This window comes from Enterocloster sp. 210928-DFI.2.20, assembly GCF_020554465.1.
Lineage (GTDB): Bacteria > Bacillota > Clostridia > Lachnospirales > Lachnospiraceae > Enterocloster > Enterocloster bolteae.
The window spans coordinates 53,650-69,347 of sequence record NZ_JAJCHK010000001.1 but is presented as its reverse complement, the minus strand read 5'-3'; the positions used below and the strand labels follow the sequence as shown (position 1 = coordinate 69,347).

General features: G+C 52.2%; 14 protein-coding genes. 5 read left to right on the top strand and 9 right to left on the bottom strand.

The genetic code is table 11. The annotated features are described in order from the left end of the window. Positions 1-85 precede the first annotated feature (85 nt). Genes alr through LI015_RS00315 form a run of 3 tightly spaced genes read left to right on the top strand, consistent with a single transcriptional unit; the run spans position 86 to position 3,272 of the window. Positions 86-1,261: an alanine racemase gene (alr, locus tag LI015_RS00325; protein ID WP_319638718.1), complete on the top strand. Its 1,176-nt coding sequence runs from the start codon at positions 86-88 to the stop codon at positions 1,259-1,261. Continuing rightward, a complete protein-coding gene (locus tag LI015_RS00320) occupies positions 1,258-2,448 on the top strand; it encodes a M20 metallopeptidase family protein (protein ID WP_227123701.1) in 1,191 nt (396 codons plus the stop codon). Before alr ends, LI015_RS00320 begins: the two co-directional genes overlap by 4 nt. Positions 2,449-2,477: 29 nt before the next feature. Further along, positions 2,478-3,272, top strand: a complete 795-nt coding sequence (locus LI015_RS00315; RefSeq protein WP_002571699.1) for a M55 family metallopeptidase — start codon at positions 2,478-2,480, stop codon at positions 3,270-3,272. A gap of 80 nt (positions 3,273-3,352) precedes the next feature. Here LI015_RS00315 and pdxA read toward each other — a convergent pair whose 3' ends face one another. The 5 genes from pdxA to LI015_RS00290 are packed head-to-tail and all read right to left on the bottom strand — an operon-like array spanning position 3,353 to position 9,014. Next, on the bottom strand, positions 3,353-4,369 hold the full coding sequence (gene pdxA, locus LI015_RS00310) for a 4-hydroxythreonine-4-phosphate dehydrogenase PdxA (RefSeq protein ID WP_227124048.1): 1,017 nt from the start codon (positions 4,367-4,369) through the stop codon (positions 3,353-3,355). A gap of 19 nt (positions 4,370-4,388) precedes the next feature. Then, positions 4,389-5,342, bottom strand: a complete 954-nt coding sequence (locus LI015_RS00305; RefSeq protein ID WP_002568025.1) for a 2-keto-3-deoxygluconate permease — start codon at positions 5,340-5,342, stop codon at positions 4,389-4,391. A gap of 2 nt (positions 5,343-5,344) precedes the next feature. Beyond that, a complete protein-coding gene (locus LI015_RS00300; protein WP_002577658.1) occupies positions 5,345-6,487 on the bottom strand; it encodes a glycerate kinase family protein in 1,143 nt (380 codons plus the stop codon). Positions 6,488-6,503: 16 nt separating this feature from the next. After that, complete coding sequence (gene larA / locus LI015_RS00295; protein ID WP_054354109.1) at positions 6,504-7,781, bottom strand: nickel-dependent lactate racemase; 1,278 nt, start codon at positions 7,779-7,781, stop codon at positions 6,504-6,506. A gap of 3 nt (positions 7,782-7,784) precedes the next feature. Then, complete coding sequence (locus LI015_RS00290; protein ID WP_227123700.1) at positions 7,785-9,014, bottom strand: four-carbon acid sugar kinase family protein; 1,230 nt, start codon at positions 9,012-9,014, stop codon at positions 7,785-7,787. A gap of 164 nt (positions 9,015-9,178) precedes the next feature. Between LI015_RS00290 and LI015_RS00285 the strand changes: the two genes are divergently transcribed. Both LI015_RS00285 and LI015_RS28675 read left to right on the top strand, forming a co-directional pair. Next, positions 9,179-11,041 carry a sigma-54-dependent transcriptional regulator gene (locus LI015_RS00285; RefSeq protein WP_227123699.1) on the top strand — a complete coding sequence of 621 codons (1,863 nt, stop codon included), beginning with the start codon at positions 9,179-9,181 and terminating at the stop codon, positions 11,039-11,041. 79 nt (positions 11,042-11,120) lie between these two features. Continuing rightward, positions 11,121-11,705 carry a sugar O-acetyltransferase gene (locus LI015_RS28675; RefSeq protein WP_002568030.1) on the top strand — a complete coding sequence of 195 codons (585 nt, stop codon included), beginning with the start codon at positions 11,121-11,123 and terminating at the stop codon, positions 11,703-11,705. A gap of 130 nt (positions 11,706-11,835) precedes the next feature. Here LI015_RS28675 and LI015_RS00275 read toward each other — a convergent pair whose 3' ends face one another. The 4 genes from LI015_RS00275 to LI015_RS00260 form a co-directional block, all read right to left on the bottom strand. After that, positions 11,836-13,056, bottom strand: coding sequence for a M24 family metallopeptidase (locus LI015_RS00275; protein ID WP_227123698.1), 1,221 nt, complete (start codon positions 13,054-13,056; stop codon positions 11,836-11,838). Positions 13,057-13,071: 15 nt separating this feature from the next. Continuing rightward, positions 13,072-14,679, bottom strand: coding sequence for a PTS system mannose/fructose/sorbose family transporter subunit IID (locus tag LI015_RS00270; RefSeq protein WP_002568032.1), 1,608 nt, complete (start codon positions 14,677-14,679; stop codon positions 13,072-13,074). Positions 14,680-14,716: 37 nt separating this feature from the next. Continuing rightward, complete coding sequence (locus tag LI015_RS00265) at positions 14,717-15,193, bottom strand: PTS sugar transporter subunit IIB (protein WP_002568033.1); 477 nt, start codon at positions 15,191-15,193, stop codon at positions 14,717-14,719. Positions 15,194-15,293: 100 nt separating this feature from the next. Next, entirely contained in the window at positions 15,294-15,698 is a 405-nt protein-coding gene (locus LI015_RS00260) for a PTS sugar transporter subunit IIA (protein ID WP_002568034.1), read from the bottom strand.

Below are 15,698 nucleotides of genomic sequence, written 5' to 3'. Positions count from 1 at the left end.
TTAAATTTGCGGCTGCCGGCCTGCGGGACCGGATGAGATTTTACCCCTGTTTTCAGCCGCAAGATGGAAAGAAGGTATGAATCACATGGAAATCCCTGTTCTGAATGAGATAATGAGAGATACGGTGGTGGAGGTGGATCTGGACCGCATCGCCTTTAATGTGAGGCAGATTAAGGCTATGGCCGGTCCGGGCATCCAGGTGGCGGCAGTGGTGAAGGCGGACGGCTACGGCCACGGCGCCCTGGGCATTGCGCCTGCCATCATGGAAAACGGAGCCAGCCTGCTGGCAGTGGCCACCCTGTCCGAGGCAGTGGAGTTAAAACAGGCCTATCCAGGCTATCCCGTGTTAATCATGGGACTGACACCGGACCGTCTGCTGCCCTATGTGCTGGAATACGGCATCATCCAGACCATTGATACCCTGGCCCAGGCCAGGCTCCTTAACCGCCTGGCTTCCGAAAAAAAGCAGCAGGCTGTCATACATATCAAATACGACACCGGTTTTCACCGCATCGGATTCCCGGACTGTCCGGAAAGCCTGGATGAAATACGGCAAATCTGCTCCATGCCCTGGCTGAAACCGGAGGGCATCTACTCCCATCTGGCCCTGAAGGACGACCAGTCCAACCAGGTCCAGTTCCGGTGTTTCATGGATGCTGTCAATGAACTGGAGAGCGAAGGCTGCCATTTCCGCTATAAACATATTGCGGACAGCATTGCCGCTGTTGATTTTCCGGAATACAGGCTGGACATGATACGGGCCGGAGCCATTGTATACGGGTTAAAGGGCTTTCACAAGGGACAGCTTGACATCCGCCAGGCCCTGACCTTTAAAACCCGTATCAGCCACATCACTCCTGTTCTGAAAGGCCAGGGGGTAAGCTACGATTACCTGTGGACCGCGCCGCAGGACACCAGGGTGGCTGCCCTGCCCTTTGGCTACGCGGACGGCTATCCCCGGAACCTGCGTGGCAAGGCCATGGTCACCCTCAGGGGAAAACAGGTCCCGGTGATCGGAGTCATATGCATGGACCAGTGCATGATTGACCTGACCGATGTGCCGGAGGCACAGATAGGGGACCAGGTCATCATATACGGGGACGGCAGCGGAAACACGCTGGACATCGACGCGGTCAGCCGTCTGGCAGGCACCAATAAAAACGAAATCGTGGCCCGGCTCACCAGACGGCCCCCCAGGATCTATGTGAGGGGAAATGATTCCGGGACCGGATACAGCTCTGCAGAAAGGATGACACCATGAATATAAAACAACGGACAGAAGAATTATTTCCCCAGCTGGTACGGATCCGCAGGGAACTGCACCAGCATCCCGAACCGGGTTTTAAGGAGCACTGGACCAGCGCCTATATCTGCGGCCTTCTGGATGAGTGGGGCATTTCCTACGAATTCCCTGTGGCGGGCACGGGAATCGTGGCCATGATCCAGGGAGATAAGCCCGGCTCCGGCAATACGGTGGCGCTTCGGGCCGACATGGACGCCCTGCCTCTGACAGAGGATATTGCCCGTCCCTTCTGCTCCCTGCATCCCGGCCATATGCATGCCTGCGGCCATGACGCCCATGTGGCCATTGCCCTTGGCACGGCCCGCATATTGATGGAATCCCGGAGTGAATGGTCCGGGTGTGTAAAGTTCTTTTTCCAGCCCGCGGAGGAGACCACGGGAGGCGCCCTTCCCATGGTGGAGGCAGGCTGCATGGAATCCCCCCATGTGGACTACGTAACCGGCCTCCATGTAATGCCTACCCACGAAACAGGAGAAATTGAAATCCGCTACGGGGATTTAAATGCCTCCTCCGATGAGATTCACATAAAGGTCCACGGAAAGAGCTGCCACGGCGCCTATCCTGATACGGGAGTGGATGCCATTGTCATGGCTGCTGCTGTCATAAACAGCCTGCAGACCCTGGTAAGCCGCTGCATCTCACCCCTGGACAGCGCAGTCCTCACCCTGGGGACCATACACGGCGGAACCGCGGGCAACATCGTGGCAGCCGAGACAGAGATGACCGGCACCCTGCGCACCACGGACCCTGCCGTGAGAGAGAAAATCATTGACGCCATGACCCGTCAGGTAAGCTGTACCTGCCAGGCCATGGGAGGCAGCGGGGAGGTTGTCATTGTCCCGGGATATGCCGCCCTCATAAACTCAGACGAAATCGTGGATGTGCTGGTGGAGACAGCCGAAGAGGTCCTTGGAAGCCAACACATCCATCCAAAGAAATTCCCCAGTCTGGGGGTGGAAGACTTTTCATTTTTCCTGGAAAAGGCAAAGGGAGTTTTCTATCATCTGGGATGCGCCAACAGGGAAAAAGGCATTACAGCCCCCCTTCACAGCCAGGACTTCGATATCGACGAAGAATGTCTTAAGCTGGGAGTACAGCTGCAGGCCCAACTGGCCCTGAAACTTTTAAAACGTGATATTGCTTAGAAAAACCAGAATACAGGAGGAATAAAATTATGAAGGTTTATATCAGTGTGGACTTTGAGGGGGTGGCTGGCTCCACTTCCTGGAGCTCCACCAACTTAGGTGATTTGGAACACGGTCCCATGGCCAGGGAAATGACCCTGGAGGCAGCCGCGGCATGCAGGGGAGCCCTGGCAGCCGGAGCAACAGAAATCTACATAAAGGATGCCCATGAATCCGGCAGAAACATGGATATCTCCCTTCTTCCAAAGGAAGCAAAAATCATATTGGGCTGGAAATACTCCCCTGATTCCATGGTCTGCGGTCTGGACCAGAGCTTTGACGCCCTCATGTTCGTGGGATACCACTCTCCTGCCGGTACCAACGGCAGCCCCCTGGCCCACACCATGAACCGCAAGACCAATTACATTAAATTCAACGGCAAACTGGCTTCGGAATTCCTCATGCACGCCTATGTGGGCGCATCCCTGGGCGTTCCCTCGGTATTCATCAGCGGCGACAAAAATCTTTGCAGCCATGTCCATGAATACGATCCCGGCATCACGGCGGTGGCAGTGAAGGAAGGCATGGGCGCAGCCACCGTCAACCTGGCGCCGGAGATGGCCCAGGAGCTTATTGAGGAAGGCGCGAAGAATGCCCTTCTCACAAAGGATGCCTGCCATCTGGAGGTGCCTGAAACCATTGTCATGGAAATCAACTTCAAAGACCATTTCCAGGCCCTGAGGGCTTCCTATTATCCTGGAATGGTGATGACCGATGATTTTACGGTTTCCTATACCGCCCGTTCCATCAATGAATTGATGACAGCCAGGATGTTTGTGCTGTAAGCGGGAAAGGACTGTTCATAGTAATAAGGACACCAGATAGCTTACATTATCTGGTGTCCTGTATTTTTATACACGTATTTTTATACACTCTTCTGCTTCCGGTTCCTGGCAAACATGACTGCGTACTCCAGGGAATTCTTCAGGCTCAGCTCGCTGGCTGTTCCGGTTCCCGCCTGGTCAAAGGCCGTTCCATGGTCCACAGACACACGGATAATGGGAAGCCCCAGGGTGATGTTGACGCCGGCCACCGCGTCCCAGGCCTGCTTTTCCTGGTCATAGACAAAGCCCACCACCTTAAGGGGGATGTGTCCCTGGTCATGATACATGGCCACCACGATGTCATACCAGCCGCCCCTGGCTTTGGAGAACACGGTATCCGGGGGCACAGGGCCCTCTGCCCGGATTCCCTCTGCCCTGGCAGCCTCAATGGCCGGGATGATCTCCTGGATTTCCTCCTGCCCGAACAGACCGTGCTCACCGCTGTGGGGATTCAGCCCTGCAACTGCAATCCTGGGATTCTCAATTCCCATCTCCCTGCACGCCTTATCCCCAATGCGGATTACATCCAGCACCCGCTGCTTCTTAACCCGGTCGCAGGCCTCCCGCAGGGACACATGGGTGGACACATGGACCACCCGCATGTTCTCATGGGCCAGCATCATGGTATAGTTTTTTGTTCCGGTCAAATCAGCATAAATCTCCGTGTGGCCGGAATAGTGATGGCCTGCCAGGTTCACGGCCTCCTTATTAAAGGCATTGGTGACCGTGGCATCCACCTGTCCGTCCATGGCAAGTTCAATTACCTTCTCCACATACCGGAACGCAGCGTCCCCGCACATGGCGGACACCTGCCCCCGTACCAGCTCATCCATGGAAACCAGACCCATGTCCAGCACGTCTATGGTCCCGTGGGTAAAGGCAGCATCCCTCACATCCTTTACGGACCGGACCTTCATCTCCTCATGGCCCGCGATTTTCAGCGCGGCTTCCAGGACACAAGCATCTCCCACAACAATGGGCCTGCATGCTTCATATATGGATTGGTCGGCCAGAGCCTTCACGGTAATCTCAGGTCCTATACTGGCCGGATCACCCATGGTAATACCTATTATTTTTCTATCTTCCACGCTTACGCACCTCTACTTTATGCAGATAAGAAACAAATATGGGACAAAGGATAGCTGTCACAATGATGGCAGCGGTAATCTGTGCAGTGGCTGCTTCCGCTACCGCTAAAAGGGTGGCGTCCACAGCTGCAACCGATGCCGGTGTGGCGGCAGCATTGCCGGCTGTGGTTCCAATGGCTCCGCCCACTTCCGGATACTCCATGCGCAGCAGCTTATAAATCAGATAGCCGCCCAAACCGGTAATCAGGGTACAGGCAACGCCCAGAAGGATTCCGGGGCCTCCTGCTTTTAACAGGTTCATGATGTTCAGTCCCGCTCCCAGAGGAAATGCAAAGAAAGGAATCAGCATAGTGGCTCCGGGCTCACAGAACTTGCGGATATCTTCGTCCAGGTTGCCCAGTATGCATCCCACGATAACAGGGACAATACAGCCTATCAGAATAGACATGGGAATCTTGGCAACACCGGCCGCTCCCAGGGCAACCATGGTAAAGAAGGGGCCGTCATTGATGGAAAGAATGGATACCGCGCCTACGTCGGTCGCATCGCCGTACTCTCCGGCCAGGGCAGCGTACAGTCCGCCGTTGGAGTTGGCCAGAGCGCCTACAATGGCCAGGGTGGAAAGTCCCAAAAATCCCTTTTCCCCAAAAAGAGTACCGCAAATCAGTCCGATAATAATGCCGATTCCAACCTTTACCGCCGTGATGACCACGCCTTTATATATCGTAACGCCGGCCTTCTTAAAATTAATGGTAGTGGCGTTGCAGAAAATAAAAACAGCCAGGATGGGCATGGCCCCTGATTTCCACAGATATGTGGTGAAGGTTCCGTCAAACGCGCTCCACAAAACATTTCCGAAAAAGGTGTTGACAATTGCTCCCAGAAGCAGCGGCACTACCATCAAACCTCCCGGAATCTTCTTAACTGCCTGTAAAATCTTCATACTTAATGTTCCCCCTGTCCGGCTTTTATAAGCCTGATAATATTGTCTGCCGTATAAGCCAGGTTCTCCTGGCTGCGGTGTCTGCTGACGGAAAAATCCTGAGGAAGCCTGTTAATGGGGAACACCGCTGTCACACCCATATCGTAAGCCTTTCCAATCTCGTCGTCATCTGCTCCGCCTACCACCGCAATCACGGATTTGGCCTGTTTTTTAGCCCTCTCTGCAATTCCAATCACTACCTTGCCCCGCAGGCTCTGGGAATCCAGCTTACCCTCGCCTGTAAGAATGTAGTCCGCGTCGCCTATGATTTCATCAAACCGCACCGTATCCAGCACGGTCTGAATCCCCATCTGAAGTCTGGATCCAAAGAACGCAATCATGCCTGCGCCCATGGCTCCGGCCGCCCCTGTTCCCGGCACCTGGCTAATATCGGTTCCCGTTGCCTGGGCAATGACCCTGCTCAGATTCCTGATTCCCTCATCCAGCTGAAGGACCATGGCCTCATCCGCTCCCTTTTGGGGTCCGAAGATAAAGGACGCTCCTACAGGTCCGTACATGGGATTGTCGATATCGCACATGGTGACGATCTCCACCTGCTCCAGAAGGCTGTCCCTTCCGGACAGGTCGATTCTGTCAATATCGGCAGTTGTTCCGCCGGTGGGAATAAACTGCCTGCCGTCCCTGTCATAAAACCTAATGCCAACCGCGGCCGCAGCGCCGCAGCCTCCGTCGTTGGTGGATGATCCCCCCAGGCCCACAATGATTTTCTTCACACCTTTACGGGCTGCGGCCAGAATCAGCTGTCCCACCCCATAGGTGGTGGTAAGCCTTGGATCCTTCCTGTCCTCCACCAGGGGAAGCCCGGCGCAGGAAGCCATCTCGATAACAGCTGTCTGTCCTGCGTCTATCAGTCCGAAATAAGATTCCATGTCCTCAAAATAGGGATTCTTAACCGTGACATACTCCTTAACACCGCCCACTGCCGTGATAAAGGCATCCACGGATCCCTCGCCTCCGTCTGCCACCGGTATGGAGACGGTCAGGCTGTCAGGAAAATGCTTTTTTATCTTCTCATCCATCACTGCGCAAATCTGGCTGGAGCTTAAGGTCCCCTTGAATGAATCAGGTATTAAAATAAACTTCAAATCCGTATCCCCCCTCTTATCCTCTTACGATAACAGACACACCGTCCGGTATTACCGTTACTTTGTAATCTTCCTTATTCACCATTGCCTTTGCCTTGTTAAGGGCCTCCTCCATGGTGTGGGCCGGAATCATGTGAAGCTCCTCCACCAGTTTATCATCGCAGGAAGATACAAACACAATCCTGGCTTTTAACATGACCCTTGCAAAAATCTGCGACTGCCACTGGTCTATGATGGTTTCCTCCGGTTTCCGGTCCATAAAGGTCTTCATCATACGGTTTAAATCCTTTTCATCCCGGAAGGTCTCATGGAAATATTTGCCGCCGTGGCCGTCCGCTGCCTTGGAAAGCATAATGATAACGCCGCCCTCCTTCACCGTCACCTCTGCTGCCGTCATGCCCTTTACGGACTGGTAAATGTTCTGGTCCAGAGGATAGCCCCCGTTTGTGGATATTACGATATCTGCGGGAACAGCATCCACCTGACACTTGGAAGCCAGGAAATCCCTGCCCGCACGATGGGCCAGATCACAGTCCCCTGCCACTGCAAAGATGGGGTCATGGGCGGAATCAATCACCACATTGACGATAAAGTCCAGACCCGCCACCCTGGCTGCGTACAGCATGTCATTGTGGATGGGGTTGCCCTCGATGATACCGGTCCTTGAATGCAGATCGTCAATAAAAGCTGAGTTGTGGTTATACATAACCGTCTCACGGCTGGCCACGCCCGGAAGCACGCTTTTTCTGCCGCCTGAGAATCCGGCAAAGAAATGAGGCTCAATAAACCCTTCCGCAACCAGCAGGTCCGCTTCCACTGCCAGCCTGTTAATGTACATATTTCCGCCTGAAGGCAGCTTGCCCAGATAAACCATGTTGTCCGTGTCATCACAGTCATGGACTATAATGGTTTCATGTTCCGTAATCTCAGGGCCGAACTTTGACTCCAGTTCCTCCCTGGTCGTCTCCCTGTGAAGTCCTGTGGAAATAAGAATGGTAATATCAGCATCCGGATTGCCCCTGCGGATTTCCTTCAGAATGAGAGGCATGATAATGCGGCTGGGCACAGGCCTTGTGTGGTCAGACGAAATCACCACAACCTTTTTCTTGTCAATGGCCATATCACATAGCCTGGGAGTCCCGATGGGATGCTCCAGCGCCTCCTGCACCAGCTGGGTTCCCTCCATGGGTGCCTTGTAATCATGGAGTTCTGATACAAGCACACCGGCCAGGTGCTCCTCTTCAATTTCCGCTTTCAGTGTTTCCTTTCCATAAGGCAGTAAAAATTCTCTCATGGGTTATATTCCTCCTCTTTCTTTTATTTTCCTCATGGCAAACGCCGCAGCATCCTCTGTGCCGAAAGCTCCTGCCTTTGTTACCAGTTTAAGTCCCTCACAGGCCCCGCCCTTAACCCTTACCAGCGGGACGCCCACCAGGATTTCAGCCAGTATCTCGGAACCGTCCGCCCCGATGTTCATGAGCATACCCAGGGCCGTATCCCCGCCGGTGAGATATACCCCCGATACCTCAACCGAGTCCAGCACCTCTTTGGCCATCCTGCCTATGAGTGAGCGCACATAATCCCCCACCTCAGTCAAATCCATCCCGCTTTTCTCTCCCACTTCCTGGGAAAGCTCAATCAGTTCCCGGTCATAAGCCGTATCTGTAAGAAGGATGGTATCTCTCCCGCTCTTTAAATATTCCACAGCCATGTCGCGGTATTCCTCAGGCCGGGCTGTTCCCGTCATGAGCTGGGCCACAGGTACCTTGACCATGGCGTATCCGGCCCTTTCACAGTAATGCATCTGTTCATTGGCCACCGAACTGATGCTGGCCACCACGCCAAAGGACGGAAGGGTGGGCTTTTCCAGTTCCATCATGTTGTCTGCCATTCCCGCCGTCCCCACATACAGGGTCCGCCGCCCGTCCTGCCTGACTGCCGCAATGATCCGTTTCAGGTCATCATCCGACTCAGCGTCGCATACAAAGATCCGGCCCCCGTCAAGGGAAAAGGACTGGCTTCTTACGTCCGGCAGGTATTTTAACAGCACCGGTTCCTCATAAACCTGCCCCAGCAGCTTTACCAGGTTATCTTCCATTACCGGATTCTTGGGGTCCTTGGATAATTCTGTCTTACAGATTTCCACACCGTTTAAACACTGCACCCCGTCCATAGTGGTCCTGCCCAAGGCGGGAAGGGCCGGGGCAAACACCACAAGCTCCGGGCAAAAAGCATCATCCACTGCCTTTATTTCCTGGGCAATATTTCCTCTCATAGTGGAATCCACTTTCTTTATTATGTAGCGGAACTGTCCGAAATCCACCTGTTCTAATGAATGACGCACGATTTCATAGGCATGGCCGGGCAAGGCATTCCTGCTCTCCGTATCAATCACAATTGATTTTTGTGAATCCACCGGTTTTCCCGCAAACAGGACTTCCGTCGGATATCCTCTCCTCTTTAACTGCACTCCCGTATCATTTGCCCCTGTAAAATCATCCGCAATAATCAGATATCTCTCTTCCATTGGCTCCCAACTTTCCTTTATTGTTCACTTTTGAAACATATTAGTTTCCTCTATCAGCTCCATAGTTTATTGTAATATAGGGGGGCTTTTCAATTCAAGGAAAATGTTGTATAATATGTTTAAAATTGCAACATTCGGAAGCTGTATTTTCCAGAGGAGGCAGAATGGGTGAAAAAGTCAGGATACTTGGAATTGCTCCCTATAAGGGATTGGTAACATTAATGAAACGGTACGCAGGCCAAAGGGATGATATCCAGCTGACAGCCATGCTGGGCAATGTGGAAACAGGACTTTCCCTGGCAAAGGAACATTACAGGAACTATGATATCATCATCTCAAGGGCCAATACCGCCAGCCGCATTGCGAAAGGCGTACCCATCCCTGTGATTGACATTGGAATTGATTATTATGACGTTCTTCTCTGCCTGAAAACAGCGGAGAATACAAAAACAAAATTTGCAGTCCTGGGATTCCGTTCCCTGACCACCATTGCAAAAAGCATATGTAATGTTCTTAAGATACCTACAGATATATTTTCCATCAACACCACGTCCGAAGCCAGCTCCCTTCTGGACAAACTAAAGGAGCAGGGTTACAAGACCGTCATTTGCGATACGGTGCCCTACAACTATGCCAAGCTGATCGGCATAACCCCTATCCTTCTCACCTCCAGCATGGAAAGCCTGAAAGCCGCTGTTGACCAGGCAGTCTATACCTGGCAGACCCACAGGGATTTATACCACTCCCTGTCCCTTATGCACCAGCTCTTAGACAGCAGCGCCAACCGCTTCCTGGTGCTGTCCCGGACAGGCGAATGCATCTACACCACGCTGGAGGATGAGATCGCGGTCCCCATACAGGCAAAGCTCCAGAATGAACTGGAGCAATGCTGCACCGGACGGAAGCGTTCCTTCTTTATTACAGTAAACAACCAGATGTACTCCATCACCTCCCATCTGGTGGATGAGACCCTGAGCCCCTACATCATCTTCCATATCATGCGCTCCGAGATTCCCCTGGCCTACTCAAAATACGGGGTGACCATCATGGACAAGCAGGCTGCGGAGAACAGCTTTATGGACAGCTTTTACAGCAATACGGAGCTGGCCAGAGAAATCCTTACCAATACCGAGGATGCGGCTCCGTCTCCGTCCCCTCTGAGCCTTATGATAACAGGGGAAACCGGCACAGGAAAGGACCGGGTGGCTCATATCTACTATGCAAAGAGCCCCTTGTGTGACAACCCGCTCTACGTCATCAACTGCTCTCTTATCAGCGATAAAAGCTGGGACTTCATCACCAAACATTATAACTCGCCCTTTACGGACAACGGAAATACCATCTACATTTCCAACCTGGACTCATTGCAAAAGCCCAAGCAGAAGCAGCTGCTCTCCATCATACTGGACACCAACATGCATGTGCGCAACCATCTGATATTTTCCTGCACCCAGACCGCGGGAAGCGCCACCCCCCACGTGGTCTTTGAATACACCAATGCCCTGGGGTGCATTCTGGTGCCTATCAAACCACTGAGGGAACAAAAGGAGGACATCATCTCATCTGCCGGTCTCTATATCAATACCCTGAACCAGGAACTGGGGCGGCAGGTGGTGGGGGTTGACGATGAAGCGGCTGCGCTCTTGGAGCAATACGAGTACCCTTACAACAGAACCCAGTTCAAGCGGATATTAAAGGAGGCCGTCATACGGACAGACGGCCCCTACATCTGCGCAAAAACCATACAGGAAGTAATCCAGAGGGAAAATGTTCTGTTTTCCGGATTTCCGTTCCCGGTCCATGCATGCTCCGGCTCCACCAAAGAGGACGCGGATGCCGTTCCGGGAAACTCCAGGCTGGCGGTTTCCCATCCCTCCCCATTCTGCCTGGATACCAGCCAGTCTCTGGATGAGATGAACCGGGATATCGTGCACTATGTCCTGAATGCCTGCAAAGGCAACCAGACCGCAGCAGCAAAAAAGCTGGGTATCAGCAGGACTACCTTGTGGCGGTATCTGAACCGGTAAAACTGCACCATTACAGAGCTTCCTTTTTATTTTATCTCTGTTATAATAAAACCAGATATAAAGACAGGAGTAAGGAGCCATGACGGAAAGAGAAAAAATGCTGGCAGGACAGCTCTATGACTGCGGCGATGCAGAATTATTAACACAGTGGCACAGAGCAAAGGATTTGGTAAGGGATTATAACAGCACGGATTCCGCGGATACACTGAAAAAGAATCAGATCTTAAATGAGCTGTTAGGCGGAAGGGGGGAAGCCCTTTGGATCACCGCGCCGTTCTTTGCGGACTACGGCAACAATATTTATTTTGGAAACAACTGTGAAGTCAATATGAACTGCACATTTTTAGATGATAATGTGATACGTATCGGGAACAATGCGCTCATTGCCCCTAATGTGCAGATATATACGGCCTTTCATCCCACAAATGCAATGGACCGGTTTGGAGTACCGCAGCAGGACGGTTCCTTTGCGTTCTGCAGGACACAGACAGCTCCTGTTGTGATTGGGGACAATGTTTGGATTGGCGGAGGCGCCATTATTATGCCGGGTGTCACCATTGGCGACAACGTGGTGATCGGGGCAGGGAGTGTGGTTACAAAAGATATTCCCAGCAATACCGTTGCATACGGAAATCCCTGCCGGGTCAGAAGGGAAAACAGATAACCTTCTGCATGAAACAAATTCCGGGGGCATTAAACCAACAGGACGCCGGACAGTAAGATTGTCCGGCGCCCTGTATTTTATATTCTGTATTTTATATTCTGCATTTTATGTCATATTTCCATGCCACCTGTCAGTGGCTTGCCCCCACTTCAATCACAGGCTCTCCCGGACCGGTTATCCATTCCGCGCCGTCCTCTGTCACCAGCACCTCATCCTCCATCCGAAAGGACAGATAAATGGACTCCACTCCCTTTTCCAGGTCATAGGGATACACTCCGTTTTCCACGGCAAACACCATGCCTGGCTTCAGTTTTTCATTGGCTTCATCGTGTATAGTGGGATACTCCACCACGTTGAGGCCGATGCAGTGTCCGCTGGAGTGAAGCAGAAATTTCCCAAATCTGGAATCCCGGATGTATCCCTCGCAGATGCGGTTGATCTCAGCAATGGAAACCCCCGGCTTCATGGCCTCCTTTGCCGCCGCCACACAGCCGCTGGCCGTCGTTGCCATTTCCCGTTCCTCCCGTGGCACGGTTCCCAGATAGAACACCCGGGTAAGGTCGGACGCATACCCGTCAATGTGGCCGCTGATATCCACCAGAACATACTCACCTTTCTGAACCACACGGTCTGTGGCATATGTATTGAATGTGCAGTACTTGTCAATACCGCTGGTAACGGTCAGATACGATATTTTATCCACTCCGCCCCGGGCCATGCGCATGGCAATGCCCTTGGATATGTCCTTCTCCGTTGTCTCTCCCGCCACAATAGTCTTTCCTGTTTCCAATATTGCTTGTTCCGTTATCCGGCACACATGGCGGATTCGTTCAATTTCCCATGGCGTTTTCACCATCCTGGCTCTCTGTATAGCCAGGGATCCATCCGTGAAACGGATGTCCGGCTGGGAATCCATGATTTTCTTCAGCAGCTCCATGGACCAGAAGTACTGCATGCCGTCTCCTGCCTCCAGGCCAATGGTCCCTGTATCCGGCTGGATTTCCTTTATGATTCTGTCAATGATGCTGATCGGCTCCTCCCCCTCCAGAGGCCCCAGGTTTCTGCTGGCAGTTCCCCAGCAGTAGATGCGGCTGGTCCAGCTGGTATACTGTACCGTGGTCTTCTCCAGTATTCTCAGTATAATAGCCGGATCCCCCTTCCTGGGCACCAGCACATATACCGGCCTGAAAAGGCTGGATGTATACCAGGAGCGGTAGCCGGTGGAATAATATATATTTTCAGGAGTGGAGAGCATAAGCATGTCTATGTCCTGCTTTTCCATCTCAGCCTGAAGCTTTTCATTGTGGAGCCGGAATTCTTCCGGCGAAAAAGATTTGTATTCCTGTGTCATATTTCCTCCTAACGATTATGCAAAGATTCCTAAAAGTCCGCCTGCCAGACCAACCACCGCAACCAGGATGATAATATTGACAGACGACCAGCCCTTCTTTACCAGTTTGTATGTGCCAAGGGTCAGCAGCAGCGGAAGCGCTCCCGGGAGAATCACGTCAAACAGCTGTTCCTGGATATTGAACATGACGCCTCCGCCCACAGGGACCATAAGTTTTAATCCCAGGGTCACATAATTGCCTACCAGTCCGCCAAGCACCAGGCACCCCATAATGGATGCGCCCAGAATGAGCTGGTTAATCAGACCGCTTTCCATAATGGTTACAATGGCATCGCTGCCCTTTTCATATCCCAGCTTGTAGGACTGCCAGTATATGGTCCACATAAACAGGGCTTCCACTATAATGTAGCCAATAACCCCCATGATGTTGCCTGTATTGGTAATGCCGATGAATAATGTAAGGAGCAGCGGCGTCACCACGCCTCCGTCAATGGTATCTCCGATGCCTGCCAGCGGTCCCATAAGACCGGATTTAATGGATGTGATGGTATCCCCTGTAATCTCCTCAGAGCCCTGGGCCCTCTTTTCCTCCAGAGCAGCGGTCAGGCCAATGATACAGGCCCCCCACTGAGGCTCCGTGTTAAAGAACTGCATATGGTTCTGCATCAGTTCCGCGCGTTTTCCTTGGTTATCCGGGTAGAGTTTATTGATGACAGGCACCATGGCGTGACAGAAACCGGTTCCCTGCATCCTCTCATAATTATAGTTAGCCTGATTGAACATAATCCACCGGAGCCAGGATTTGCGTATTGTCTTCTTGTCCAAAAGTACATACTTGTTCTCATTATTTCCCTCTGCCCCAAACAGGCTGCCGCCCATGGCGCTCAGCTTATGGCCTTTTAACTGCATATAAATCAGGGTGAATACAACAGCTGAAAATCCCAGAGATATCATATCCAGCCCAAAATACTGGACCAGAAGGAACCCGAAGAAAAAGAATACCACGGACTCACCCTTAAATATGGATTTTAAGGTCAGGGCAATACCTACTGCGGGAAGCATGCCGCCGATGGTGGTAAGGACGCCCACTATGTTTTCTCCCAAAAACTGGATGACAGACTTAAGATAATCTGTCCCAAAATATACCATCAGGAAACAGGGTATAAAGGACATCAGAAACAGCAGCAGCTGGGGCAGCACGATATTGGGTATCCAATAGTACCTGGTGTCCCCCTTTGCCGACATTTTTTCCGCTACCCGGACCCAGGCCGTATTGACCGTCATCTTCACCACCCATATGATGGTTCCCAGCAGTCCCACAGGAACTGCCAGAGCCATGGCTGTCTCCACAGGAAGATTGCCCGTAATGGCAATGGTGGTTCCCACCACGCCGGCCAGACAGATATCACCGGGAAGGGCTCCGCCGGCTCCGATGAATCCCAGATACAGAATGTTAATCTGGGCTCCCACCATGGCGCCCTTTACAGGGTCTCCCAGGATAACGCCGGCCAGGAAGCCGGAAACAAGGGGCCTCATGACGGTCCACCAGTTTACACCCAGAACAAATGCACTATTTCCCCAAAAGTATAACAATGACAATAATGTGGCTGTTAAGATACTCATATGCTACCTCCTCCAAATCAAATTCTGGCCTGCTTCACTAAAACAGGCTTCTGATGTTAACGGCCTTATCATTCGGAACCAGCTGATAAAAGATTTCCACTCCCCCTTCCACAATCCGTTTAAAGCATTCAACCTCCTCACCGCTTGCCGACACATTCCTGTTAAAGGTCTTCCGGCCGTTCTTGGCCCCCATACCGCCCAGAATCACCTTCTTTATTTCAATCCCCTCTTTGAGAAGTGACTCTATGATTTCCGGAACCTTCACAAGTATCAGAAAATTCTCTCCCTTCACCGGCTCCTCCTTCAGGAACTCCCGGGCTTCGGATACCGACTGTATCAGCACCTCCACCCCCATGGGAGCCGCTGCCTTGTAGATGCGCTCCATCAGCCGGTTCTGGGAAAGCTCGTCATCAATAATGAGTATCTTATTGATTGGATACTGCTTAATCCAGGCAGTCACTACCTGGCCATGAATCAGCCTGTCGTCAATTCTTGTCAAAACAATGTTTTTCATATGCTTTTGCTCCTTTCCTATCTGTATCAGTCTGCGCTTATCAGTATCAGCCAGCGCTTGTCTGTATCAGCCCGAACTTGTCTGTATCAGCCCGTACTTGTCAGCTCATCTGCAGCAGAACGTGGCTGTCTACAATCCCTTCCTTGGCCGTGTCCACCAGTCCTGCAAAACTTCTGCTGTTTCCGTCCAGCAGACGGCGGTTGATGGCCTCTATCAGCAAAGGGAGATTGGTACCCGTGATGTGTGTAAAGGAACATTCCTCCTCCAGCTGAATCATGGTGTTAAACGGTGTTCCGTACATCAGATCCGTAAGCACCAGGACTTCCTGGCCTGAATCATTGGAGCGCCGGATGGATTGCTCCACTCCGTTTCTCATCTCCTCCAGATTGCACCCCGGCTCCACACAGTAAGTCTCGATATCAGGCTGGTTGCCCAGGATGAGCCGCGATGTCCTTACCAGGCTTTCGGCCAGTGAACCGTGTGTGAAAACAATGATTTTATACAT